This is a genomic window from Desulfacinum infernum DSM 9756, from assembly GCF_900129305.1.
Taxonomy (GTDB): Bacteria; Desulfobacterota; Syntrophobacteria; order Syntrophobacterales; family DSM-9756; genus Desulfacinum; species Desulfacinum infernum.
The window spans coordinates 35,241-59,380 of record NZ_FQVB01000016.1 but is presented as its reverse complement, the minus strand read 5'-3'; the positions used below and the strand labels follow the sequence as shown (position 1 = coordinate 59,380).

Sequence of the window (24,140 nt, the reverse complement as noted above, 5' to 3'; positions counted from 1 at the left end):
TCCCGGGCTGCGAAAGGAAGCCATCGGCTGGAAGGCGGCCGGCGGACGCGTTCGAGTGCTTGGGCGGCTTCCCAATGTGCCTCTCTGCGGGGCTGATGCTCAGCGGCAGACCAAGGGGTAAATCCATCGCGGTGAGGGAAACCATGGCAGGCGTTGTCGTCTTTCGTCCCTACCCGCTGGCGCCGGGCCAGAAGATCTCCATCGAAGGCGGTCCGCGCAGCGGTGACTGGGAGGTGGTGGAGGTCACGGAGCGGAAGGTTCGCCTTCGCTGTCCCGTAAGTCTCCGAGAGGTTGAGTGGGACCGGTTCTGCTACTATGTGGAGGAGTCGGAAGAGCGTCCTTGGCCGCAGATGAACGAGTGAGAGCAAAATCCAGGATCAGTGCTCGCTTCTTCCGAGGATGCGGCGAACCATGACCGCCATTTCCTTTACGGAATAGGGCTTTCGCATGGCTCCTTTGAAACCGTGCAGGCGATAATTTTGGAAAATCGGGTCTTCTGAATATCCGGTATAAATGACCGCCTTCACTTGTGGATCGATGGCAAGTAGCTGAGCCATGGTGGGAATGCCTCCCAGCCCCCCTTTCACGGTGAGATCCAGAACCACCATGTCGTATCGCCGGCCTGCATCCAGCGCGCGTTTGTACAGCATGAGAGCTTCTTGACCGTGGGCGGCCGTGTCGCACTCATAGCCCAAGTGATTCAGGACGGCCTCCGCCAGCTGGCGAAGCATCGGCTCGTCGTCCATGGCCAGAATCCGCGCCCGCGTAGGCCCCGGGGCTCGGAGCCTGCGCCGGCTTGGCTCCCGGCTCGAAACCGCGGCAGGTAGGTAGATCGTCACCACCGTTCCGCCCCCAGGCCGCGGTTTAAGGTCAAGGTGGCCGCCCTGCGCGTGGACCAAGGCCAGTGCCTGGAACATTTCCATGTTTAGACCCCCGTGAGCACCAGGGGGCGCCGTATGGGCATCCGGGTGAAGTGTGGTGCGTCGGGTTCCGGTCCGGCCTTCCGCACCGCAGCCCTCCAGCTCCATCCTGACGTACTGCCCCGACGGCAGGACTTCCCACAACGGTCCACCATGCGGGATGCGAATGTTTTTCAGCCCGATACGCACCACTCCGGCGCGATCGGGCGTGGATCCCGTTTCTTGCAGAACGGTTTCCAGCACCGTTCGCAAGGCGTCTCGATCGGCCAGTACCCGCATCAGATGGCATCCCACGGAGATGTCCGCCGTGGGCGTCCGCGGGCCCTGAAACACATGGGCACACACTTCCTGGACGGCTGCCGACAAGTCCAGGGGCTCGGGGCTCAGATCGCCTTGCGCGGGCAGGGAGAGAAAGCCCCGTACAAGGCTCTCGGCCTCAACGGCCGCCCGATACGCATCGCCCAGGAGGTTCTCCACGACATTTTGCCCTGTGCAGACTGCCCGCGCGCGACTCACCCGGTCCAGGATGTGGGAAAGGGCATGGGTCCAATTCTGCGCGAAGGCGGCCGCAAGCGCGCTCATGCCCTGGATCTTCACCCTGTTGAGTGCCAGGGAAAGGGCGTTCCTGCGCCGGCGGATATGCTCTGCCACCAAGGCCACTTCCCGCGGTCGAGGCGGTTTGAAGACCCATCCCTCGGCGCCGCTTTCCAGTACCTTTTCGGGAAAGCCCGCATCCTCGGGACAACCCAGGAGTACCAACGGTGGGGAAGGTCCGGATTCGCCCCCCAAGGATGCGCGCAGAGCAGAAGGATTCCATCCCGGGGGCGCATCAACCAGTAAAAGTTCCGGATGGAACTCTTCCATGGCCCGCTTGATTTCCGAAGAGGTGCGCACAGGGCCCTTGAGGGCCGGACCGCATTCCTCGTGCAAGATGCGCCAAGTCGCCGGATCGAACGCCGGTCCCGTCTCCACTACGAGGATGGGCCCATGGGGTGAATCCTTGAGGTTACGCTTGATCATGGTGCACTCTTGACAATGCGGTGGCCGGGTCCCCCTTGCGGATGAGCTCTTATAATCGCCTGCGACACATTTCGCAAGTGCCGGAAGGGCGTCGGGGCTTGAATTCCTGTTCGCTCTTTGCTACTGATACAGGCGGTACTGCCTCCAAGAAGGGGGTTTCCGGCTCAACGCCCCGAGGGCTCCGACCCTGGGGGTGCTTTCCCCAGAAAAGGCAATAAGGCCACGAAGGCCGGCATCGAATGGGTTCGGTGTCGGCCTCTTTTTTTTCCGCTCGCAAGTGGAGGAGATCAATCATGAGAAGAAAGGCAGGACGAGGGGCGCGATGGTGGAAGGAAACGGTCGGAGACAGGAGAAGCCTTTCGGGCCGTTGGCTAATCGTCGTCTGGACGGCGGCGACCTTTCTTTTGGCCGGGACGGCCTTGGCCCACAAGGTTAACGTGTTTGCCTATGTGGAAGGGCGGACCGTCTACGTGGAAAGCTATTTTCCGGATGGATCCCCTGCGGCCGAGGCTGCCGTGGTGGTTTTCGGAACGCATGGAAAGACGGTGGCGGAGGGCAAAACAGACAACCAGGGCCTTTTTCAGTTTGACGCACCGGGCACGGCATGCGATCTCACCATCGAGGTGAACGCGTCCATGGGGCACAAGGCCACCTACACCTTGAAAAAAGAGGACTGGAGCAAATAGCCGATGAGCCGGGCATCCCTAGACGCAAAGCTGCTCGTGTTGCTGACCTTAGCCATGCTTTCCTTTTTCGCGGACCTTTCAGCGAACGCCGCAGAGGAGACGGCTCGAAGGGTCGGGACCCCCACGGAACAAGCAGGCTCAAACGCTATCGTACACTCCCAGGCGCCTGCCTGTACACAAGTTCTGAGCATACTTCAGCAACATCAACAGGAGACCTCCCAGGAACTTCGCCAGATCAAGCGCGAACTGGCTCGACTTCGTGCCTCCAGGGATAAGCCGACCCTCAGGGATGTTCTGGGCGGCATCGGCTATATCCTGGGGATCTTCGGCGCGGCGGCCTTCGTTCTGTCCCGCAAGCGTCCGGACGGAGGGAGTTGAAATCATGCATATCGCCGACGGAGTTCTTCCCACCAAGGTGGCCCTGGCGTGCTACGCATTGAGTGCCGGCTGTCTGTCCCTCAGCCTTCGGAAGACCCGAGCGCAGGACCTTCCCAAGGTGGCGGTCATGACCTCCGCTTTCTTCGTGGCCTCCTTGGTGCACGTGCCCCTGGGCCCCACCAGCGTCCACTTGCTGCTGCCAGGCCTCGTGGGGATCCTCCTAGGATGGAGCGCCTTTTTGGCTGTGTTTCTGGGGCTGCTGCTCCAATGTCTTCTCTTTCAATTTGGAGGGCTCACGGCACTGGGCGCCAACGCCCTGATGATGGGACTGCCTGCCTGGCTCTCCGGAGCATTTTTCACCCGTTTTCGGAACTCCCCGGATCGCGTTCGGATTTTGGCAGGCGCTATGGCGTCCGGAACAGCCGTGGCCGTGGCCGCCTGTGGCCTGGCCATGTTGCTGGCCTTGGGGGGTGAGGATTTCTTTGGAGTGGCGAAGATCGCCCTGGCGGCCCATGTGCCTGTGGTCGTCGTGGAAGCCTTGGTCACGGCTTCGGTGCTGGCCTTCGTCGGCAGGGTCAAGCCGGAGCTCATCACTCAGGGGGCCTGGAAGGCGGAATGGAGATGAAGCTCGGGAAAACAAGTGAAACCTCCCGGTCGCGGAGCAGGGGAGAGCAGGAACTCTGGGCTGTCCCGGAGTTGCCGGGGGTGGAGGAAGGCCGGCGTCAGACCCTCTTTCATCGTTGGGACCCTCGCATCAAGATCGCTTCTCTTCTCCTTTTCTCCTTCTGCGCCGCCTCCGTCGGCACGGTGGGCACAGCGCTCCTGTGTTGCGCCGTTTCCGCGTCGGCTCTGATGGTCGCCGGAACCCCTTGGAGACTTGCGGCCCGTCGGATTGCCGCCATGGCCGCTTTTCTTGCCATGTTCTTTGTCGTCCTGCCGTTGACCGTGCCGGTACTGCCCGGAGACCAGGTGGCCACATTGGGCCACGGGACATGGATCCAAATCAATTTCCGGGGATTTTCGGTGGCCGCCTTGGTGGCGGCCAAGGCCATGAGCGTGGCACTTCTCATGGAACCTCTACTTCGAACGAGCCCGTTTCCCCGAACGGTCAACGCCCTGGCCCGATTGGGAGTACCCGACCCCCTCTGCCAGATGCTGCTCATCATGTACCGCTACGTCTTTGTCTTTCGGCATGAGATGAGCCGCCTCTGGGTTGGCATGAACGTGCGCGGATTCCGGCCCGGCACCAATCGCCGCACGATCCACATCCTGGGCAATTTCCTCGGCATGCTTTTCGTTCGCAGCCTCGAAAGAACGGAACGCGTGCACGAGGCCATGCTGTGCCGCGGCTTTACCGGCCGATTCCCGACCCGGGAATCCTTCCGCTCCACACCGCTGGACTGGGCCCTGGGAGCGGGCTGGGTCCTGGGCGGTGTCGCCGTGTTGCTTCTGGACCGATACGAAACCCTTCCGTTCTCCGGCGTGTTCCGGTAGGGATCGACTGTGTGATCATGTCCATCGTCCCCGCGGAACGTTCTCCCGGCTTCGTGGCACCGGGCGCAGGCGTTCCTCGGGAAAGTTCGCAAGAGCCACGAATGAACACGGACAGACAAGGATCGCCCTGCGTGCATCTTCAAGCCATTCCAATCCACCGTCCCCAGCAGTCCGCATCGTGCGTCTACCGGCTCGAGGGGGTGGACTACACGTACCCCAACGGAAACCGGGCGCTACGTGGCATCAATTTATGCATCCATGAAGGCGACCGCATTGCGCTGTTGGGCCACAACGGGTCCGGGAAGACCACTCTCGCCCGGGTCCTGTCGGGTCTCGCCCGGCCCGCGCGCGGTCGGGTCCTCTTCGAAGAGGCTCCGCTGGAACCCCACCGTCTGGGGCACCTACGCAAAAAGGTCGGCTTTCTCTTCCAGGATCCTGACGACCAGCTTTTCTGCACCAGCGTACTGGACGATGTCCTCTTCGGCCTGATCAACTTCCAGACGCCGCCCGAGGGGGCCGCGCAGCGGGCCCTGGGCGCGCTCGCTCAGTTGGGCCTGGAGGACACGGCCCACAAGGCCCCCCATCACCTGAGTTACGGGCAGCGTAAAAGGGCCGCGCTGGCTGCGGTCCTGGCCCTCTATCCATCGGTGCTCATTTTGGACGAACCCACCGCCAACCTGGACCCGGCCAGCGAAGACCTGCTGGCCCAGGTCCTGAAAGGCTATGCGGGAACCCTCATCTGCATCAGCCACGATCTGCTCTTCCTCTATGGACTCTGCACCCGTGCCGTGGTCCTTCAGGACGGATGTCTTCACCACGATACATCCTTCGAGGCTCTCATTTCCCACCGCCGCTCGCTCCAGGAACACGGTCTCGACTTCACCTTCCGGTTTCGTTGTTGCGACTCCCCCGGACGGCATGTAGGCGCCGGGCGGAGCCCGGTGCGGTCAACAGCAAACGACCCGTCGTCTTCACTCCCTCCGGCCCGATCCGCGCATGTCTGCCGGGTCTCGGCCGGGGAGGCGGGCTCGGATGCCTGCCAACGGCCTGAGCAACCTCCCATACTGGAACTTCACCAGTACACCTATCGGTACAAAGACGGCGCGGTTGCCCTGCGGGACGTCTCGCTCCAGGTGCGTCGGGGCGAACGGGTGGCTTTGGTGGGGCCCAACGGGGCTGGAAAATCCACACTGGCCGCCTGTTTGGCGGGAATCCGATCGGGATCCGGCCGTTATCGCTTTGACGGGAAGATCGTGGACAACAGGCGGCGCCGGGAACTGTGGCGGCATGTGGGCCTGTTGTTTCAGGACTCCGCCGATCAGACGGTCTGCTCCCGATGCTACGACGAGGTGGCCTTCGGCCTTCGCAATCTGGGCTGGCCGGAATCGAAGGTCCACCAGAAGGTCCGAGCCATGCTCCGCTGGGCTGGTTTGGGGGATCTGGAGAATCGCGTGCCCCAGCATCTGAGCGGAGGGGAGCGCAAAAGGCTGGCCCTGGCGTCGGTGCTGGCCATGGAACCGGACGTGCTCATCCTGGATGAGCCCACCGCCGGCCTCGATCCGCAAGCCGAGGAGAACCTCCTCAAACTTCTGGACGAGGTGGAGGCCACCATCCTGCTCATCAGCCACGACATCTGCTTCGTGTCTATGTTGACGGACCGCACGATCCTCCTGCATCGGGGAAAGATCGTCCGAGATGTGCCCACTTGGAGATTTCTCAAGGACGAGAACCTCCACTCCCTCTACGGGCTGGATTTCACCTACTACAACCGCTGCTGTCGAGAGATTCAGCATTTGCAGGAGACCGCGTCAGAAACCGCGGACGGCAAAGGCGCGCCCTTCAACGGCCTGTGAGGGCCCGGTAACTTGCCTGGAGCCTCTGGGCAATGAGCCCCGCAAGTCTCTGCATCACGATCAGGCCTTCCTGGGGATGCTTGGCGAAGACGCGCATGAGCCGATCGCCGTCGATGCACAGCACCGTGGTGTCCCCGGCACAGGTGGCCGTTGCCGTGTAGCGCCGAGGTTCCACCAGGGCAGACCACCCGAAGACCGACTGCTCCCGCTCCACCGGAAAGGTGATCGTGCGCTCCGCGCCCACCGTGAGATCCACCCGCCCACCCACCAATACATAGAGTTTCTCGGCGAAATCCCCCTCCCTGAAGAGCACGGTACCGGCAGCCGGCTGCATCTCCTCGGCAAGGGAGGCAATCTCGTCGATAACATGGGACGGGATCCTTCGGAACAGATCCACTTCCTGGACAATCATGGGACACCTCCTTTTTGAATAAAGAATTCTAACCTCCCCATTTTTGTATTCAAGTTTATACCCCATGGAGCCGATAGGAATTGCGAAGAGCGAAAGGGCAGACCGGGAGCTAAAATCGCGGCCTGCGGGTCCGTCGGGAGGTATGGAATGGAGTGAAACAAGGCTCGATGCGCATTTCCATTGGATCGGAAAGGAGGACGATCGTGTCGGTTCAAAACGCAGCGGTGATGATGCACGACGAAGAGATGTCAAGGGAAGGCAAGTACCTGACCTTTTCCCTGGCCAACGAGGAGTACGGGATCGGAATCCTCAAGGTGAAGGAAATCATCGGCATGATGCCCATCACACCCGTGCCGCAGACGCCCCACTTCGTCAAGGGGGTCATCAACCTGCGCGGCAAGGTGATCCCCGTGATCGACCTGCGATTGAAGTTCGGAATGGAGGCCATCGACTATAATGAACGCACCTGCATCATCGTGGTGGAAACCAGCGGGACCACGGCTTCCTACATCATGATGGGGCTTGTGGTCGATTCCGTCTCCGAGGTGGTCAACATCAAGGATGAGGACATCGAAGACGCGCCCGCCTTCGGTGCCCGTCTGTCCACGGAATATATTCTCGGCATGGCGAAGGCCGGGGATTCGGTCAAGATCCTTCTGGATATCGACAAGGTCCTCACCGGCCAGGAAATGCAGGCGCTGGAAAAAACAATCTGATGCGTTTCCCACAAATGACCAGGCACCCCCATAAGAACCGGAAAGGACCGGCGTTGGAGAGACAAGCCATGAAAGGCAAAAAACTGACCCTCACCCAGAAATTGATGTTCATCGGGGGGACCATCGTCTTGGCCTCCCTTCTTGCGACCAGTGCCGTTTCCGTCTGGAAGTCCTCGCATGCCCTCAACCGACTGGGCAAGGACAATTCCCAGCGACAATCCGAACAACTGGCCACCTTGGTCCGTATGGTGCTGGAAGAAGAGGTGCAAAAGGCCAAGGCCATCGCCAGCCTTCGCTCCGTCGTTGATGCCGCGGAGCTCGTGTCGGCTCAGGGAGCGGAAGGAGCACAAGAGGCCGTACAGAAGGCGAACGAGGGGCTCATTTCCATCATGCGCTCCGCTGGACAAGACTACGAAGGGATCTTCCTTTCCGATGCCTCCGGGCTCCTTTACGGCGGGGTGCTCCATGACGGAAACACGAAAGTTTATCCCGGGGTCCAGATCAAGGATCGCGATTATTTCAAACGAGCCAGGGAAACCGGCAAGGCCGTGATCGGAGACGTCATCGTCTCGAAGATCACCAACGAGCCCGTCGCGGTCATCTGTGTGCCCCTGCTAAACAAGGACGGCCGGTTCCTGGGGATCCTGGGAACGTCCCTCAAAATCGGCTTTCTGACGGATACCGTCAGCAACACCAAGGTCGGCACCACCGGTTACGCCTACATGACCGACAAGGAGGGCACGATTATCGCCCACCCCAACAAAGACCTCATCTTCAAGCTGAACCTGCATAAGGTGGCCGGCCTGGAATCCTTGGCGGCCGCCATGGACTCCGGGAAGGCGGGCGTCGTGGAGTATCAATACAAAGGCGACGACAAGATCAGCGGTTACGCTCCGGTGGGCATCAACGGCTGGATGGTGGGGATCACCCAGACAAAGAGCGAATTCCTGGAACCGGTCCGCGCCATGGCCTGGACCGTAGGGGGCATCAGCGGCGTGGCCGTCTTGATCACCCTGGTTGTGTTCTTCCTTTTCTCCAGAAAGATCAGCAAACCGATTCTGGTGGCGGTGGAAGGGCTTACGGAGGGAGCCGACCAGGTGGCGGCCGCCTCTTCCCAGGTGTCCTCCGCAAGTCAGCAGCTTGCAGAAGGGTCCTCCGAGCAGGCAGCCTCGCTGGAAGAGACATCTTCCGCCCTGGAGGAGATGTCCTCCATGACCCGGCAAAACGCCGACAACGCCAAGCAGGCCGACTCCATCGTCAAAGCCTCGGCCAAGGACATCGCCGAAGCGCGCCAGTCCATGCAGGCCCTCACCCAGTCCATGGGCCAGATCTCCCAGGCCAGCGCTGAAACCCAGAAGATCATCAAGACCATCGACGAGATCGCCTTCCAGACCAATCTGCTGGCCCTGAACGCCGCCGTTGAGGCGGCCCGGGCCGGGGAAGCGGGGGCCGGGTTCGCCGTGGTGGCCGACGAGGTCCGAAACCTCGCCATGCGGTCCGCCGAAGCGGCCAAAAATACGGCGCAGCTCATCGAAGATACGGTGAAGAAGGTGTCCGATGGAGAGAGCATTCTCAAGGACGCCAACGAGGCCTTCGGTAAGGTGGCGGAAGGCTCCACCAAGATCGGAGAGCTGGTGGGTGAGATCGCGGCCGCTTCCAGCGAGCAGGCCGAGGGCATCGGCCAGGTGAACCGAGCCGTGTCGGAGATGGACAAGGTCGTGCAGCGCAACGCAGCCACGGCGGAAGAATCCGCCTCCGCCGCCGAGGAGCTCAACGCCCAGGCCGAACAGATGCGCCACTTCGTCCAGACCCTGGCCGACATGGTGGGCTTCCGCGCCGAAACAGGGAGCGTCGAGAGGCGAGTTTCCCAACGCAGGCTTTCGGCAAAGGGAGATGCCCAGCCCGGAGGACAGGCCAAGGAGAAGACCAAAGGCAACGGTGGCAAACGCCCCTTCGTTCCCGAGAAGGTTCCGGCCCAGGTCAAACCCGAGGAACTCATTCCCTTCGACGACGACTTCTCGGAATTCTAGCCCAAGAAGGAGGGCCGCCGGGCGTCAGCCCCGCGGAACCAAGGATTCCTGTCGGCGGTGATTGTTCCATGTGGGGGCGGTTCGCGAACCGCCCCCACCTGTTTTCAACACTCATGCCTCGACCGATCGAAGGCGGGAATCCGGATGCTTTCGGCTCATGATCGGCTCCCGCGTCCGCGGGAGCGACGGGCTTCCAGGTCCAAGCCGATACAACAGCCGAAATCAAGCGCTTCTGGTAGCGGACAACCTCCCTTCTCGTAGTGTAGCCCTTTAGGGCTGCGGAGGAACCCCCGGTCGTCGCATAGGCCATCACATACGGCCTGCGACTTCAAGGGGTTACGATGGCCCTTTCCCTGGGGCTGAAGCCCCGAGGCTACGATGAGAGGGGGGATCCCGGCCTTTCAAGCCGGAAAAACATTCTCGGGCAGACTCCTAGAACAGTTTTTTCAGATCGAGGCCTTTCAGCCCGGGAACCTTCTCCTCCAGCTTTTCTTTCAACTTTTCCTCCACGGCTTCCACCTTCTCCCGAACCTTTCCTCTGGCCGCAGCCTCCAGGACCGCCTTCATGTCCAGCGCGTAGCGGGGCTTCCCCAGCGGCCCGTGGATCCGAATGGGAATGGGAACCCCCATGAGATCCTTTAGGTCTTCACCGCTCTGGCCGCGCGGGACGGCGACCAAGGTGGTGGTGAGCAGGTAGTCGATGGCCTCCGCCGGGAGATCCACCGTGCCCCGCCCCTCAAGTCTCAGGTAGGGCGATTTGGCGGAAAGATCGTCGTTTCGGACCACGCCGCTTTTCATAACCAAGGTGGCGGTCAGTTCCGTGAAATCCGTCGCCGCTTCCTCCTCACCAGGCTCAAGTTTCCGGCCCTGAACGGCGGCCTTGGCTTCCCGAATCATCCGGGGGATGTTGACGCCCTTGTAGCTTCCATCGGTCACGCGCACATGGGTCGTCCCGGAAAGAGATCGTTTGACGGCATCGGCATTGGCCCCCGCAAAGGCGGTCCGTCCCTTGACCGCGGCTGTGCCCGTAAGAGATTCCTTTCCCTGAAGGTCCCTTAGAAGCGCGCCGATGGCCACATTCGTAAGATCGTAGGAAATATCCCCGCGTGGCCCTTGTCCGTCGGCCGAAAGGCCCAACGTCCCCGTGAGACTCCCGCCGTAGAGAGCCGCCTGGAAGGGCTGCACGGCCAGGCGGCCGTTTTTTACGGCTATGAAGGCTTTCACCTGGGACAAGGTCAGCTTGGCAGCCTTCAGCCAGTCGACGGCCACGGTTCCGCTCACATCGATCTTCGGCGGTATGACGGGCGCAGGATCCCTCCCGGACGACTTCTTGGAAGATTTTCCGGTCTGGAGGGGAGAAGAGGAGGCCTCCTTCGTTTCCGCCGGTGCGGAAGCTGCCGGAAGGAACCGGTCCAGATCCAGTTCATTGACATTCACTTGGAAGGTTCCCATGGCCGGACGGAGGCTCGAAAGGTCCACCTGGGCGTTCAGTTGGGAGCGGTCCAGGACCGCCCGGAGTTCGGGGATCTTCAGCGCATGGGGCGTGCCGGAAAACCGAAACGCGACGCTTGCCTGGCTGAAGGCCCCTTGGGGGAGAGCCTCGAGCAGTTCGGGGCGCAGCAGTTGCAGGAGCCTTCTCGGGTCAATGGGCTTTGCCGCCAATTCTCCAGAAAACCCAAGAGTTCCGGACTCTTCTTGCACCGCCAGCCGCCCTTCCGCTCGCAGGCCCGGCAGCGTAAGCACCAGTGAAGGGATCTCAAGGGAGTCGCCCCTGAAAGAGCCCCGTCCTTGGACATCCACCACAGCAGAGACCGCCTCCCGGATGAAGTCCGCTTCGTCCAACGACAGGGACAACCGCCCGCGGTCCACGGCCCATCGCTGCGCCGCCGGATCCAGCCGGGCCTGCAGGTCCAGTTTGAAATTTCCCCGGAGCCGCGGTTTCTCGCCATCGAACCGGAAGCTCAGATCCAAAGGAAAGGGCACTGCCGGCTCCATGGCGTCGGTGGAAAGGGAAATGTCAGAAAGAGTCAATCTGCTCCCCGCCATCTCATCTTTCCATTCCAAGCGGGCGTTGGACAGGCGCAGCCCCGAGACGCTCACCCAGGGCAGGGGACCGCCGGAGGCCGGTTCCTCGGGCCGCTCCGAGGGGACTTTCCCACGTGGTGCCGACTTCATTGAGACAAGATCTTCCCAGTTGGTGCGTCCATCGGCCCGTCGAACCAAGCGCAGACTCAGACCGTCCAGCACGACCGTGGCCACCTCCACCCGTTTTTGCAGCAGCGGGAGGAGCTTCACCTTCACGGCCGCCCGATCGATCCTGGCAAAGGGGCCTTCCCCGAAGTCGTCCGGATTGTTGAGCCAGGCGTTCTTCATCTCCACACCAACCCAGGGGAAGACCGAAAGGGCGAGATCCCCTTCCAGGTGCAACTCCCTTCCGGTGCGTTCCAGCACCGCGTCCTGAATCGGCCTCTTGTAATCGTTGGGATCGATCAGGATGGTGGCGGCCAGGATCGCCGCAATCACCAGGACGATGAGCACCGCGACGCCGGTGCCGAACCACTTTCCAAGCCCTGCCCATCTCATGGCGACCTCCCTGGAGGATCCTGCCAGCTCTTACCGGGAACGTCGCGAACGGTCCCGTTCGTCCCCCATTATCCTTGCGTATTCCGGTGAAACTTTTGTCCATCGCCGGTGGGAAGAGGGGCGATGGAGCCTTCGTTCCTGCTGGCAGGATAGCACAGTTGGTTCAAGGGGCCCAGAAGGGAGGCACTGCACCCCCTTCCGCGTTGAGAGGAAGGGGTCTGGAAACCTCGATTTGATTTGACAAAAGTGCCGGGAAGGGCTAGTAGGGGTTCGATGCACAAGATGCACAACGCGCGACGGACTATGCCATCGCGGACACAAGGTCCGCAGGGCGGGGGCCGCCCCCGCATGGACGGGAGACGACGATGATTGTGGTCCAAATCGGCCGGCTGGCCGAACAACTGGGCGTTCACCGAAACACCATCCGCAACTGGATCCGCAGCGGAAAACTACCCGCCCGCAGCGTGCCGGGCAAGAGGTATCTCATCAAGGAAGAGGAATTCCATAAGCTGTGCCACGCCTTCGGCCTGGACCCGGACACCATCGAGGTGCGCCGCGTCCCCATGAAAAACGACGAAGGTCGTGAATCCAAGGAACTTGAAGGCCCCCTGGCGGAGCTGGGCCCCCGAACGGGCCTTTTCCGAGAGTCTCCCCAGTGGGCGGATGTGTGCCTCACGTGCGGAAGCTGCGCCAGCGCCTGTCCCATCTCGGCCGTGGACGGCATGGATCCGCGCAAGGTGGTGCGCATGGCCGTGCTGGGACTCGAAAAGGAGCTCCTGGAATCGGATTGGGTATGGAAATGTACGCTGTGCGGCAAGTGCGAGGAAGCGTGCCCCATGAACGTGGAGATTGTCTCCCTGGTCCGCGCTGTTCGGGGAAGGAAGCCCAGGGACCTGGTTCCCGGCGCCCTGCAACGGGGGGTGCAGACCTTCCTGCAGACCGGAAACAACCTGGGCATCCCCCGGGAGGATTTCGTGGCACTCTGCCTGGATCTGGCGGACGAACTGGTGGAAGAGGGCTGGAGCGGGTTTCAGGTTCCCCTGGACGTGAAGGGAGCACGACTGCTGGTCACGGTCAATTCCAAGGAGCCCTTCGCCGACCCGGACGACATGAAATTCTTGTGGAAGATTCTTTATGCCGCCAGGGAATCGTGGACGCTGCCCACGGAGAACTGGGAGGGCCTCAACTGGGGGTATTTTACGGGCGACGACGAGGTCATGAAGGCCATGGTGGCCAATCTGGTGGATAACATGTACCGGCTGCAGTGTCGGACCCTGCTTCTGCCCCTGTGAGGCCACGCCTACTTTGCGACCCGGGCCGGGTTGCAGCGATGGTTCAAGGAAGACCTCAAGAATTTCCAGGTCATCTCCATCTTCGACCTGCTCATGGGCTACCTCAAGGAAGGCCGCCTTCAGCTGGACCGGTCCCTTCGCCCCGAAACCACCACCTTTCACGACTCCTGCCATTACGGGCGCCGGTCCCTCAAGGCCTTCGGCCGGGGATATTTCGAAGAGGGCCGTTGGATCATCCGCCAATGCTGTGCGGATGTGGTGGAGATGTACCCCAATCGGGAGGGCAACTACTGCTGCGGGGCCGGGGGCGGGGTCTGGTCCCTGCCGTTCCACGAAGAACGGGTTTTCCATGGAAGGTTCAAGGCCCGCCAGATTCGCAACTGCGGGGCCAAGCGGGTGGTGGTGAGCTGCCACAACTGCCGCGATCAGCTCAAAAAGAGTCTGTGTAAGGAATACGATCTGGACGTGGATGTGGTCTATTTGTGGGAACTTCTGGCCGAATCCCTGGTGATGCCGGGCCGGAGGATCCGTGGAGTGTCCGTATGATGCACCAAAAGGTGGGGGCCGTCCTGGTGGTGGGAGGCGGTATCGCCGGCATCCAGGCGGCCTTGGATCTGGCTGACAGCGGTTTTTTCGTCTATCTGGTGGAGCACCGGGGGGCCATCGGCGGCACCATGGCTCAGCTGGACAAGACCTTCCCCGGCAATGAATGCTCCATGTGAATTCTCGCGCCCAAGGTGGTCGAGTGCGGTCGGCACTTGAATATCGAGCTCATGACGCTCACGGACGTGGAGCGGGTGGAAGGGGACATCGGCCGGTTTCGGGTGACCCTGCGCCGTCGGCCCCGGTACGTGGACGCCGAACGGTGCATCGCCTGCGGTGAATGCGCCCGCGTCTGCCCGAGGGAGGTGGCCGACGAGTTCAACGGCGGGGTTACCACGCGCAAGGCCGTCCATATCCGCTATCCCCAGGCGGTTCCCCTCAAATACCAGATCGACCCCGATGCGTGCCTGAAACTGAAAGAGGGCACGTGCGGCGCTTGTGAGAAGGCCTGCCCGGCCGGGGCCGTGCGCTTTGACGATCGCGAACAGAGCCTTTCCGTGGAGGTGGGTTCGATCATCCTGGCGCCCGGGTTTCGGCCCTTCGATCCCCAAGGGATCCGCACGTGGGGCTATGGGATCTTTCCCAATGTGATCACCTCGTTGGAATTCGAGCGCTACCTGTCCACGTCAGGCCCCACCCAGGGCCGGCTGATCCGGCCGTCGGACGGGCGTCCCGTTCGAAAGATCGCCTTCCTCCAGTGCGTGGGAAGCCGCGATGAGAACAAGTGCGGGCACGCCTATTGTTCCGCCGTCTGCTGCATGTCGGCCCTCAAGGAAGCCATGCTCGCCAAGGAAGCCGGGCCGGATGTGGACGTGGCCGTCTTTTTCGTGGACATGCGCACGCCGGGAAAGGATTTCGAGCGCTATTACGAAAAGGCGCGCCAGATGGGGGTGCGCTTCAACCGGTGCCGCGTTCATTCCCTGGAGCCCGTCGGGGACTGCCAGAGACTCTACTTTCGCTACGTCACCAATGAGGGGAAGCAGGCCAAGGAAACCTTCGACCTGGTGGTACTTTCGGTGGGGATGGAAACGAGCCCCCATACCCGAAACCTGGCGCAGGTCGCGGGTGTGACCCTGAACGGGGACGGATTCCTGGAAACCTCCTCCTTTCAGCCGGTGGTCACCAGCCGCCCGGGGATCTATTCCTGCGGCGCCTACACCGGTCCCAAGGACATCCCCACCTCCGTGGTGGAGGCCTCCGCGGCCGCCGCCGCCGCCGCAGGCCACCTGGCCGAGGTCCGAAACAGCCTGACGCGGTCCGTGGACTTTCCCCAGGAAAGACCCGTGGCCCACGAAGAGGCCCGCGTGGGGATCTTCGTCTGCCATTGCGGATCCAACATCGCCGGCGTAATCGACGTGGAGCAGCTGGCCGCCTACGCCGCAAATCTCCCCCACGTCGCCCACGTGGAGCGGAATCTCTTCGCCTGCTCCCAGGACAGCCAGGAGCAGATGCGGCGCCGGATCCAGGAGCTGGGGCTCAACCGGATCGTCGTGGCCGCCTGCACGCCCCGATCCCATGAACCCCTTTTCCGGGAGACCCTGAAAAGCGCAGGCCTCAACGAATACCTTTTCGAGATGGCCAATATCCGCAACCAGGCCTCCTGGGTGCACGCCCACAATCCGCGCGCGGCCACGGACAAGGCCAAGGATCTGGTGCGGATGGCGGTGGCCAAGGTGGCTCTGGCCGAGCCCCTTCCCCCCGTCAGGGTAAACGTCAACCCTACGGTGCTCATCATCGGCGGCGGTGTGGCTGGGATGACGGCGGCCCTCGGCATGGCCGACCAGGGCTATCCCGTCCATCTGGTGGAAAAGAGTTCCCAACTGGGAGGAAACGCCCGGCACCTGTACCAGACGTGGAAAGGCGAGCCGGTTCCTGCCTTCGTGGAATCCCTGGTGGATCGCGTCAAGGCCCATCCCTACATCAGTGTTTATCTCAAGAGCCAGGTGGTGAAAGCCGAAGGGTACCTGGGAAATTTCCGTTCCACCATCCGCAAGGGCGCCTCCACGCTGATCCTGGACCACGGAGTGGCCATCGTGGCCGTGGGTGCCACGGCCTACAAGCCCCAGGAGTACGGCTACGTGGAATCCCAAAGGGTGCTGACGGCCTTGGAGTTCGACAAGCTCCACGCGGTGGGCGACGAGCGCGTGGTCAAGAGCAACAGCTTCGTCTTCATCCAGTGCGTGGGATCCCGGGAACCCGAGCGACCGTATTGCTCGCGCGTGTGCTGTACCCACTCCATTCAGGCGGCCATCGAACTGAAGGAAGAGGATCCGTCCCGGGAGATCACCATCCTCTACCGGGACATCCGAACCTACGGCCTCCGCGAAAAGCTCTACAAGAAGGCCCGGGAGATGGGGGTCGTCTTCATCAACTATGAGCTGCACCACAAGCCCGTGGTCCGCCTGGGACCCAATGAACTCTACGTTCAGGTAACGGACCACGTCCTGCACATGCCGGTCTCCATTCGAGCCGACGTGGTGATCCTGGCCACCGCCATCGTCCCGCACCCGGACATCAAGGAGCTGGCCCAGGTCTACCGGATTCCCACCAACGAGGACGGCTTCTTCCAGGAGGCCCACGCCAAGCTTCGCCCCGTGGATTTCGCCGGCGAAGGCCTCTTTCTGGCGGGCCTGGCCCACTATCCCAAACCCTTGGACGAAACCATCGCCCAGGCTCAGGCGGCCGTGGCGCGGGCCACGGGGGTGCTTTCCATCCGCCGAAAGGACCTGGACGCCGTCAAGGCCTACGTGGTGGAGGAAAAATGCGATGGATGCGCCCTCTGCCTGGACGTCTGTCCCTTCGGGGCCATCGACTGGGATCCGCGCGAGAAGGGCAAGGACGCGCCCAAGCTCGTGCGCGTCAACCCAGTCCTTTGCAAGGGCTGCGGCTCGTGCCAGTCCACCTGCCCCAAGGACGGGGTCCGGGTGGCAGGGTTCACCTACCAGCAGCTCCTGGCGCAGGTGCGGGCCTGCCTCGCGTGATCCCTCGACGCCACGGGAGAAGCAGGCCGCCGGGGGAAGCCCGAAACCGCGCAGCAAGGAAGGAGCCATGGACCGAGACTTGAAAATCATCGCCTTTGCCTGCCACTGGTGCGCCTATGCCGCCGCCGACTTGGCGGGCTCCGCCCGACTGTCCTATCCGCCCACTGTCCGAATCGTTCGCGTTCTCTGCTCCAGCATGGTGCACCCCAACCTGGTCCTGGAAGCCTTTCAGCGGGGGGCCGACGGGGTCATGGTCTTGGGCTGTCGGGAAGGGGAATGCCATTACCTGGACGGCAACGTGCGGGCGAAGGCCCGGTTGAGTACCGTGGCCGAGATGCTTGAAACCATGGGAATCGAAAGGGAGCGATTCCAACTGGTCTGGTGTTCTTCGGCCGAAGCGGAAAGATTCGCTCAGGCCTGCGCCGAAATGGAGCAGGCCGCCGCATCCCTGACCTGATCCAGCAAGAGTCCCGAAGGAGGGAGACGTGATGGCTGCCGGTGAGAAAAAACCCAGGATCAAGGGCCGTGTTCGGGCCATGCGCGTGGATACGAAATGCGGAGCCATCGGCCACATGACCGTGGACGAAATCCGAGAGCGGATGATTGGAGATGATCTCAACGTGACCTGCCCCGAATGCGGAGAAATCCATCTGACCGCTGAGGACGCGGAAGCCGCGGCTGCCCGCAAGGTGCGGGACACGCCGCGCTACAAGAGGATCGTCCAGGAGGCGTCGGCGGTGGAACGCGTCCCATCGCCCTAAGAAGGCCTCTCAAGCCGCCCACGATTCCGGCAACGCGCCCCGGCCCTTGACATCCGGAAAAGGTGCATTAATTTTATGGCGGAATTGGAAGGGTGGCCAAGCCACCGAAATAAAACACATAAAAGGAGGTGTTGGCTATGTTGGGACTGGTTCCTCGTGAAAGAAGGGAGTCGCTTCTGGCATGGCCGAGGGCCTTCGACTGGATGGACAGGTTCTTCGACGAGATGCTGCCGTCCGTGTGGGGAGACGAAAGGCCGATCGTTCCCGCGTTCGACATCTCCGAAACGGACGACAAGATCGTGGTCAAAGCCGATCTTCCCGGCGTGGACGTGAAGGACCTGGACATCAGCATCGCCAACAACGTGCTGACGGTCAAGGGCGAAAAGAAGCAGGAAAAGGAAGAGAAGGGCGAATCGTATCACAGGATTGAGCGCCGCTTCGGTTCCTTTGCTCGATCCATCACCTTGCCGGTGGATGTGAAGGCCGAAGGGGTGGAAGCCGTCTACCGCGACGGGGTGCTCCGGATCGAGATCCCCAAGGCCGAAAGCTCTCGGCCCAAGAAGATCGAGGTCAAGCACTAAGTGTTTTGGGGGAAGCAATGCGAGCCCTTCGGGGCTCGCCTTCCATAGCGGGGTGATACCCCGCTATTTTTTTCTCAAGTCTTTCCAGTCGCCAGTCGATATCCTCCATGTAACCTTGATTCGGCAAACGTGCGGGGCACCCCGTGGCCGTCGGCCCGGGTCCCTTTTCTGCGGATCCAGCCTCCATCCGTAGCGCATCCAACAAAGACCCCATCACCTGCCCTGGAATCGCCATGATCCACGTCTTGCACCAAGGATCCCACCCCCGGGTCCAGCCGTGGCCTCGGAGCCCGCCGGCGTTCAGCCTCCATGTGTCCATTGCGCGGTCACGAACCGAACCCCAAACCGCATGTGATGATCTGAGGGAGAAACCGGTTATGCTGAAAAGTCGAGTCCTTATGGCGGTTGTTTTCGCTCTGGTTGTTTCCTGGTCCCCTGCGGCCTGGTCGTCCGAGGCCACGCCCAAGGAAGTGGTCACAAAGGTGTCGGAGGCGGCGCAACTCCTGGCCGAAAAGGGCGAGGGAGCCTTCGCCGAGATCAGCGACAAGAACGGTCGATTCGTCTGGAAGGACAGCTATTGCTTCGTCCTGGACCTGGCCGGCACCGTGGTGGCTCATCCCATAAAGCCCAACCTCGTGGGCAAGAATCTTATGAACGTCAAGGACATCAAAGGAAAGTTGGTGGTGGCCGAATACGTATCCATCGCCAAAAGCCCCGAGGGCAGCGGATGGTCCGAGTACTGGTGGCCTAAGCCCGGCGAGAAGGCCCCGTCCATGAAGGTCAGCTACATCATGAAGGTTCCCGGAAGGGACCTCCTTGTGGCCGGAGGCCTCTACGATCTGAGCAAGGCGGAGGTGGAGAAAATGACGGCTCCATAATGGGGCGGGCGCGATGTGTGGCGGCACCCGGGCCCTACGGCGCCCGGGTGCGTTTGAATACGTGAAAGTTTTTTTCAAGTTTTTCCTGCCCTGCGTCGATACATAAGGTGACGTTGGGTTTAGCGCGGCCTTGGATGCCCACTGGCTCGCACACGCTCCCGCTCCTTCGATCTCATCGCTCCCGATCTGACTCTTTCTCATCTCCACGCTCATTGCTCCGGTTCCCATTCCAACATGGCTTTGGATATCTCCAAGCGCCGCCGGCTTGCTGCGGGACGGGGCCCCTTCTGAAACCAACCAACAAGGAGATGGAAGATGCGGAGAAGCAAAGTGTTGGAGCGTCCATGGCGGAATATTCGCGAACCGCCGATTCACCGCATGCAGAGTCTCCATGTTTTCCCGCTGGGTTAAGGAAAATTCCTTGCCGAAAGGAGCGAAAGCCATGAAAAAGACCTTCCTCTTTGCCGTTTGCCTTGCCTTGATTCCTCTCCTCTGGACCGGCCACGCCCAGGCCTCTGAAGCCACCCCGCAGGAAGTGGTGCAGAAGGTTACCGAAGCGGCTCAGCTCGTAGCCGAAAAGGGGGAGGACGCCTTCGCCGAGATCAGCGACAAGAACGGTCGGTTTGTCTGGAAGGACAGCTATTGTTTCGCCTATGACATGACCGGGACCATCGTCGCCCACCCCATAAAACCCAACCTGGTGGGCAAGAACCTCATGGGCATGAAGGACATCAAGGGAAAAATGTTCACGGCCGAGTTTGTTTCCATTGCAAAGAGCGCATCCGGAAAAGGCTGGTCGGACTATTGGTGGCCCAAACCCGGCGAGAAGCAACCCTCTTTGAAGGTGAGCTACATCATGAAGGTACCCGGAAAGGACTTTTTCGTGGGAGCAGGCATCTACGATGTGAGCAAGGAAGAGGCGGAAAAGGCCCTCTCCCAGTGACGGTTTCCGATCCGAGATGGGCGCTTTTCGGCCGGCGCCTATCTCGTGTTCCCCCCTGCGACGAATTCGACCTGTGAAAGACGAGGGCATCATGAGCAAGCGAGGGACTCTATCCATAAGAGCAAGAATTGCTCTTCTGCTGCTGTCGGGCGTCCTGTTTCTCATCACCAATGCGGTGGTCAATTACGGCGCAGCCCGGTCCATGAGACACACCCTGCAGTCTTCATTGCTGGCGCAAAATATCGCGCTGCGCGCCGCTGACTTAATGGCCCTGGAGAATCGTTTCTTTTCAACCGCCGAAGCGGCCTTGATCGATCAGATCGCATCCACCCGCTCCCAGATGTCGGCGGATCTCGTCCACCTGAGCCGGTCTGTCACGGATTCCGCACACAGGGACCTGGTGGCGTCGCTGGAAGCGCTCACCCGCGAAGAAGAACAGGGCTTCGACAGGGTCCATCAGGCCATGGCGGCCCTTGAAGAGGCACATGCGACCTTCCTGAATCGACTGGAGGAGGCACGGAACGCAACCCGTGCGATGATCGACCAGATCACGCAAAAGGAGACCAGTCTCATCATGGAGGCCGAAGCGCTGGGAACCACCGAGGTCAGCCTCCGCGACATCATGAAGGACGTGGGTTTTGCCTTGAACGAAAGGGCCGCCGACCTCGAACTTCTTTTTCGGGATCAGAACGAAAAGCACTTCCAGGACAAGAAGACCGTGTGGCGGAAACAATACGAAGATCTTATCAAGAATGCTTCCTTTGTGGTTTCGGCCACCCAGGACGCTTCGTATGCGGCCCTTTGGGAGTCGGTCACGTCCGCAGGCAAGGATCTGGATTCCATGGAAGACGGACTCCTCGACCTTTGGAGGAAGAAAAGAGACCTGGCGTCCGCACTGGAACAAAGGAGTCTGGATCTTCGCGGCGTCAGCCAGAACCTGGCCAAGGAGCTGCGTGGGGCACTCGACCGCCGAAATGCAAGGCTGTCCCTCGTGACTTTGGGCGCCTTGGGCCTGGAGGCGGTCCTGCTTCTTGTCATGGGCTCTTGGCTCATTCGAGTAACCCAACGAGCCCTTGCCCGCGCCGTGAGGCAAGGCCAGGAAGCGGCCAGAGAGGTGGCCCTGGCGGCACAGGAACTCACAACGGCCAGCCAGGGCCTCGCGGACGGCGCTTCGCAGCAGGCCGCATCTCTCGAGGAGACATCTTCCGCTTTGGAGGAGATGGCTTCCATGACCCGGCAAAACGCCGACAATGCCAAGCAGGTGGACGTACTCATGGCGGAAACCGGCAAGGTGGTGGCCCAGACCGCCCATTCCATGGAGCAACTGGCGCAATCCATGCGCAGCATCTCCGAAAAAAGCCTGGAGACCCAAAAGATCATCAAGACCATCGATGAAATCGCGTTCCAGACCAACCTGTTGGCATTGAACGCGGCGGTCGAGGCCGCTCGTGCAGGAGAGGCGGGAGCGGGATTCGCCGTGGTCGCCGACGAGGTCCGCAATCTGGCCATGCGGGCGGCCGACTCGGCGAGAAACACCGCCAACCTCATCGAGGTTTCGGTTAAGGAAACACAGGCCGGGGCGGCCCTGACCGAGCAAACACGCGAGTTATTCGCCTCGGTGACCCGAAAGGCGAACCAGGTCGGCGCTCTGGTCAAAGAGATCGCCGCGGCTTCGGAAGAGCAAGCGGAAGGCATCGGACAAATCAACCGTGCCGTTTCCGACATGGATCAAGTTGTGCAGCAGACGGCGGCTCATGCGGAACAATCCGCTTCGGCGGCTCAAGAACTCAGCCACCAGGCGGCAACGGTTGAAGACTTCGTGCAGGCTCTGGCTGGACTGGTAGGAAAAACGGCGAAAAACGGCCACCATTCGCAAACGGCACCCGGATCTCCCCGTTCCCAGGCAAACGCGCGCGTCGAGGCTGGTCGGGTGCGGATGGTTCCGCAGATTCCCGAGCATCGGTCTGGTTCACAGTCGGAGCTCTCGGCTTTGGAGGATCTCAAGGGGGCACCCCGGCAAGAGGTTTGAACACCGCCTTCTTTGCAATCTTTGCTTGACAGATGCCCGCCGGTTCTGTCATCAAGAAACGGAGTCGCTGAGGTTTCCAGCATCCCGGAACACGGTGCGAATCCGTGGCGGTCCCGCCGCTGTGATCGGGGATGAAAGGCAGCCTGGATCCGCCGAAAGCGCGGATCGGTCACTTTCGGGGCCCACCTCGAGGGGAAGGCCGTTGCCTTTCAGTTGATCCGAGAGCCAGAAGACCTGCTGGAGGCCCGGTAGCCGGGTGCCTGATGGCAAAGGGAGCCCGGAGAGAATCCGCATGGGCGGATTGTCTCCGGGCTTTTTCTTTGGATCCGAGGCCGCACCAACCCAACCCCAAAGGAGGAGAGACCATGAAGAACGAGACCAAGAAGATCGTTTCCTACCGTCGCCGTTGCAAGGAATTGGGCAAGAACACGGGCCTTTCCCACTACATCCTGCTCACCCCCAAAGCCAAATAGGTATGAGGCGAATTCCATGGGTATTCCAACGGCACGGCATGCCAACACGGGCTACGGCCCCGGCTTCTCCGTCCTGGACATCGGGCTGGAAGACCGGGTGGCGGTGGTGGAAGGGGACACGGCCTTCTGGGCCATTGTCGAAAAGGACGCTCTCGCCGACGCCCTTTCGGGGCACCTGGTGGAAGAGTTTCTGAGGCAAAGGGAAGACTTCCGCCGCGAGATGAACCATCTGCGCTTCGCCCTGAAGCCCTCCGCCGCCTACTTCAACCCCACGGAACGGTGCAACTTCAATTGCTCCTATTGCTACCTTCCCGAAGAGATGCGCCGCGAAGGCAAGACCATGACCCCGGACGAGCTGTGCGGGGCTCTGGAGCGTCTTTTGACCTACTTCGAGTCCCACATGCCCGCGGGGGCCAAGCCGCAGCTCATCTTCCACGGCTCGGAACCCATGCTCGCCCGCGAGGCCGTCTTCCAAGGCATCGACCGGTATCGGGACCGGTTCCATTTCGGCGTGCAGACCAACGCCACGCTCCTGGACGAGGAAGCCATCGAGTTTCTCACGTCCCGGGGCGTGGGGATCGGGATCTCCCTCGACGCCGCCGAAGCGGGCCTGGCCGATACCACTCGAAAGAATTGGAACGGCACGGGCGCCTTTTCCCAGGTGGTTCGCGTCATGGAAAGGCTTTCGGGCTATCCCGCCTTCAGTGTGATCACCACAGTCACCCGGCTCAACGTGGAGCATCTGGAGGCCATGGTGGATTTCTATCACCGGGCGGGCGTGGGCGTGGTCATGTTCAACCCGGTCCGCTGCACGCAGAAGGGCGGTCGAGATCTTAAACCGGACAACGACGTCTTTGCCCGTTCCTTCTGCCGGGCCCTGGACCGCACCTACGAACTCTTCCTTGAAACCGGACGGAAGCTGGTGGTGGCCAACTTCGCCAACGTGCTGGCCGCCGTGGCCGGCCCCACAGGCAGACGGCTCATGTGCGACATTTCCCCCTGCGGTGGCGGCCGCTGCTTCGTGGCCGTCTCCGCCCATGGGGATCTCTTTCCCTGCAGTGAATTCATCGGTTTTCCGGAATACCGCGGCGGGAACCTCTACCAGGACGATCTCAATGCGGTGCTGGAAAGCCCCCCCTTTCGGGAGATCACGACCCGGAAGGTGGAAGACATCGTCCCCTGCGCCACGTGCGCCATACGGCACTTTTGCGGGGCGCCGTGCCCGGCGGAAGTGCGCGTGGTGTCGGGAACGGTGAACGCCCCCAGTCCCTACTGCGAGTTCTACGAAGAGCAGGTGCGCTACGCCCTCCGGGTTCTGGCCCAGGGGCGGGAAGCGGCCTACTTGTGGGACTCCTGGGACCAGGAGACGGAAGAATCCTTCCGATGTGCCTAAAACCTAGCGGCCTCGATCCCATGGCTTCGGGGCGGGGTGCACCCCCGCCCCCGGGGCCCGTTCTCTTCTCGTTCCCTGCCGCACGCACCCTTTGAACACCGGATGGGCATCGAA

The 24,140-nt window shown here is 61.6% G+C and carries 20 protein-coding genes and 1 riboswitch; of the genes, 17 read left to right on the top strand and 3 right to left on the bottom strand.

Annotated features, from left to right (window positions below; genetic code table 11):
- The first annotated feature begins 143 nt into the window (after nucleotides 1-143).
- A complete protein-coding gene (locus BUB04_RS09235) occupies nucleotides 144-362 on the top strand; it encodes a hypothetical protein (protein WP_073038709.1) in 219 nt (72 codons plus the stop codon).
- A gap of 15 nt (nucleotides 363-377) precedes the next feature.
- On the opposite strand, the gene BUB04_RS09230 is transcribed toward BUB04_RS09235, so the two are convergent.
- Nucleotides 378-1,940, bottom strand: a complete 1,563-nt coding sequence (locus tag BUB04_RS09230) for a response regulator (protein WP_073038708.1) — start codon at nucleotides 1,938-1,940, stop codon at nucleotides 378-380.
- A 293-nt stretch (nucleotides 1,941-2,233) separates the two neighbouring features.
- Between BUB04_RS09230 and BUB04_RS09225 the strand changes: the two genes are divergently transcribed.
- The 5 genes from BUB04_RS09225 to BUB04_RS09205 all read left to right on the top strand — a co-directional run bounded on the left by BUB04_RS09225 (nucleotide 2,234) and on the right by BUB04_RS09205 (nucleotide 6,351).
- Nucleotides 2,234-2,626, top strand: coding sequence for a NikL family nickel/cobalt ECF transporter subunit (locus tag BUB04_RS09225; protein WP_218588412.1), 393 nt, complete (start codon nucleotides 2,234-2,236; stop codon nucleotides 2,624-2,626).
- Between the two features lie 3 nt (nucleotides 2,627-2,629).
- Nucleotides 2,630-3,004: an HI_1622 family ECF transport-associated protein gene (locus BUB04_RS20450; RefSeq protein WP_073038707.1), complete on the top strand. Its 375-nt coding sequence runs from the start codon at nucleotides 2,630-2,632 to the stop codon at nucleotides 3,002-3,004.
- A gap of 4 nt (nucleotides 3,005-3,008) precedes the next feature.
- On the top strand, nucleotides 3,009-3,629 hold the full coding sequence (gene cbiM, locus BUB04_RS09215) for a cobalt transporter CbiM (RefSeq protein ID WP_073038706.1): 621 nt from the start codon (nucleotides 3,009-3,011) through the stop codon (nucleotides 3,627-3,629).
- Nucleotides 3,620-4,498: a cobalt ECF transporter T component CbiQ gene (cbiQ, locus tag BUB04_RS09210; RefSeq protein WP_073038705.1), complete on the top strand. Its 879-nt coding sequence runs from the start codon at nucleotides 3,620-3,622 to the stop codon at nucleotides 4,496-4,498. Before cbiM ends, cbiQ begins: the two co-directional genes overlap by 10 nt.
- A gap of 101 nt (nucleotides 4,499-4,599) precedes the next feature.
- Nucleotides 4,600-6,351, top strand: a complete 1,752-nt coding sequence (locus BUB04_RS09205) for an ABC transporter ATP-binding protein (RefSeq protein WP_178371950.1) — start codon at nucleotides 4,600-4,602, stop codon at nucleotides 6,349-6,351.
- Here BUB04_RS09205 and BUB04_RS09200 read toward each other — a convergent pair.
- Nucleotides 6,338-6,763, bottom strand: a complete 426-nt coding sequence (locus BUB04_RS09200; protein ID WP_073038703.1) for a Crp/Fnr family transcriptional regulator — start codon at nucleotides 6,761-6,763, stop codon at nucleotides 6,338-6,340. The two genes, BUB04_RS09205 and BUB04_RS09200, sit on opposite strands and share 14 nt — an antisense overlap.
- Nucleotides 6,764-6,990: 227 nt before the next feature.
- Between BUB04_RS09200 and BUB04_RS09195 the strand changes: the two genes are divergently transcribed.
- Both BUB04_RS09195 and BUB04_RS19320 read left to right on the top strand, forming a co-directional pair.
- The gene (locus BUB04_RS09195; protein ID WP_073038739.1) at nucleotides 6,991-7,479 is read left to right on the top strand and encodes a chemotaxis protein CheW; all 489 of its coding nucleotides are present in this window, start codon (nucleotides 6,991-6,993) and stop codon (nucleotides 7,477-7,479) included.
- A gap of 68 nt (nucleotides 7,480-7,547) precedes the next feature.
- Nucleotides 7,548-9,509, top strand: coding sequence for a methyl-accepting chemotaxis protein (locus tag BUB04_RS19320; protein WP_073038702.1), 1,962 nt, complete (start codon nucleotides 7,548-7,550; stop codon nucleotides 9,507-9,509).
- A gap of 432 nt (nucleotides 9,510-9,941) precedes the next feature.
- Here the strand turns inward: BUB04_RS19320 and BUB04_RS09185 are convergent, their stop codons facing one another.
- Nucleotides 9,942-12,092 carry an AsmA family protein gene (locus tag BUB04_RS09185; protein WP_073038701.1) on the bottom strand — a complete coding sequence of 717 codons (2,151 nt, stop codon included), beginning with the start codon at nucleotides 12,090-12,092 and terminating at the stop codon, nucleotides 9,942-9,944.
- Nucleotides 12,093-12,457: 365 nt separating this feature from the next.
- On the opposite strand from BUB04_RS09185, the gene BUB04_RS20070 reads away from it, so the two are divergent.
- The 9 genes from BUB04_RS20070 to cbpB all read left to right on the top strand — a co-directional run bounded on the left by BUB04_RS20070 (nucleotide 12,458) and on the right by cbpB (nucleotide 24,026).
- Nucleotides 12,458-13,930 (top strand): 4Fe-4S dicluster domain-containing protein, encoded by a 1,473-nt coding sequence (locus BUB04_RS20070; RefSeq protein WP_084076343.1) that lies wholly within the window; start codon nucleotides 12,458-12,460, stop codon nucleotides 13,928-13,930.
- On the top strand, nucleotides 13,927-16,968 hold the full coding sequence (locus BUB04_RS09175; protein ID WP_084076342.1) for an FAD-dependent oxidoreductase: 3,042 nt from the start codon (nucleotides 13,927-13,929) through the stop codon (nucleotides 16,966-16,968). The genes BUB04_RS20070 and BUB04_RS09175 overlap by 4 nt, the downstream gene beginning before the upstream one ends.
- 67 nt (nucleotides 16,969-17,035) lie before the next feature.
- On the top strand, nucleotides 17,036-17,425 hold the full coding sequence (locus BUB04_RS09170) for a hydrogenase iron-sulfur subunit (RefSeq protein WP_073038700.1): 390 nt from the start codon (nucleotides 17,036-17,038) through the stop codon (nucleotides 17,423-17,425).
- A gap of 28 nt (nucleotides 17,426-17,453) precedes the next feature.
- Nucleotides 17,454-17,729, top strand: a complete 276-nt coding sequence (locus BUB04_RS09165) for a hypothetical protein (protein WP_143156428.1) — start codon at nucleotides 17,454-17,456, stop codon at nucleotides 17,727-17,729.
- 137 nt (nucleotides 17,730-17,866) lie between these two features.
- On the top strand, nucleotides 17,867-18,310 hold the full coding sequence (locus tag BUB04_RS09160) for an Hsp20/alpha crystallin family protein (RefSeq protein WP_073038698.1): 444 nt from the start codon (nucleotides 17,867-17,869) through the stop codon (nucleotides 18,308-18,310).
- A gap of 377 nt (nucleotides 18,311-18,687) precedes the next feature.
- Nucleotides 18,688-19,188, top strand: a complete 501-nt coding sequence (locus tag BUB04_RS09155; protein WP_073038697.1) for a cache domain-containing protein — start codon at nucleotides 18,688-18,690, stop codon at nucleotides 19,186-19,188.
- Nucleotides 19,189-19,630: 442 nt separating this feature from the next.
- A complete protein-coding gene (locus tag BUB04_RS09150; protein WP_073038696.1) occupies nucleotides 19,631-20,131 on the top strand; it encodes a cache domain-containing protein in 501 nt (166 codons plus the stop codon).
- A 91-nt stretch (nucleotides 20,132-20,222) separates the two neighbouring features.
- A complete protein-coding gene (locus tag BUB04_RS09145; RefSeq protein WP_218588409.1) occupies nucleotides 20,223-22,160 on the top strand; it encodes a methyl-accepting chemotaxis protein in 1,938 nt (645 codons plus the stop codon).
- Between the two features lie 23 nt (nucleotides 22,161-22,183).
- A riboswitch (cobalamin riboswitch) is annotated at nucleotides 22,184-22,416 on the top strand.
- A 233-nt stretch (nucleotides 22,417-22,649) separates the two neighbouring features.
- Nucleotides 22,650-24,026 (top strand): peptide-modifying radical SAM enzyme CbpB, encoded by a 1,377-nt coding sequence (gene cbpB / locus BUB04_RS09140; protein WP_073038694.1) that lies wholly within the window; start codon nucleotides 22,650-22,652, stop codon nucleotides 24,024-24,026.
- Nucleotides 24,027-24,140: the final 114 nt, after the last annotated feature.

Coding starts and splice junctions, on each gene's coding strand:
- BUB04_RS09235 (WP_073038709.1), top strand. CDS start 144: ATGGCAGGCGTTGTCGTCTTTCGTCCCTACCCGCTGGCGCCGGGCCAG.
- BUB04_RS09230 (WP_073038708.1), bottom strand. CDS start 1,940: ATGATCAAGCGTAACCTCAAGGATTCACCCCATGGGCCCATCCTCGTA.
- BUB04_RS09225 (WP_218588412.1), top strand. CDS start 2,234: ATGAGAAGAAAGGCAGGACGAGGGGCGCGATGGTGGAAGGAAACGGTC.
- BUB04_RS20450 (WP_073038707.1), top strand. CDS start 2,630: ATGAGCCGGGCATCCCTAGACGCAAAGCTGCTCGTGTTGCTGACCTTA.
- cbiM (WP_073038706.1), top strand. CDS start 3,009: ATGCATATCGCCGACGGAGTTCTTCCCACCAAGGTGGCCCTGGCGTGC.
- cbiQ (WP_073038705.1), top strand. CDS start 3,620: ATGGAGATGAAGCTCGGGAAAACAAGTGAAACCTCCCGGTCGCGGAGC.
- BUB04_RS09205 (WP_178371950.1), top strand. CDS start 4,600: ATGAACACGGACAGACAAGGATCGCCCTGCGTGCATCTTCAAGCCATT.
- BUB04_RS09200 (WP_073038703.1), bottom strand. CDS start 6,763: ATGATTGTCCAGGAAGTGGATCTGTTCCGAAGGATCCCGTCCCATGTT.
- BUB04_RS09195 (WP_073038739.1), top strand. CDS start 6,991: ATGATGCACGACGAAGAGATGTCAAGGGAAGGCAAGTACCTGACCTTT.
- BUB04_RS19320 (WP_073038702.1), top strand. CDS start 7,548: ATGAAAGGCAAAAAACTGACCCTCACCCAGAAATTGATGTTCATCGGG.
- BUB04_RS09185 (WP_073038701.1), bottom strand. CDS start 12,092: ATGAGATGGGCAGGGCTTGGAAAGTGGTTCGGCACCGGCGTCGCGGTG.
- BUB04_RS09170 (WP_073038700.1), top strand. CDS start 17,036: ATGGACCGAGACTTGAAAATCATCGCCTTTGCCTGCCACTGGTGCGCC.
- BUB04_RS09160 (WP_073038698.1), top strand. CDS start 17,867: ATGTTGGGACTGGTTCCTCGTGAAAGAAGGGAGTCGCTTCTGGCATGG.
- BUB04_RS09155 (WP_073038697.1), top strand. CDS start 18,688: ATGCTGAAAAGTCGAGTCCTTATGGCGGTTGTTTTCGCTCTGGTTGTT.
- BUB04_RS09150 (WP_073038696.1), top strand. CDS start 19,631: ATGAAAAAGACCTTCCTCTTTGCCGTTTGCCTTGCCTTGATTCCTCTC.
- BUB04_RS09145 (WP_218588409.1), top strand. CDS start 20,223: ATGAGCAAGCGAGGGACTCTATCCATAAGAGCAAGAATTGCTCTTCTG.
- cbpB (WP_073038694.1), top strand. CDS start 22,650: ATGGGTATTCCAACGGCACGGCATGCCAACACGGGCTACGGCCCCGGC.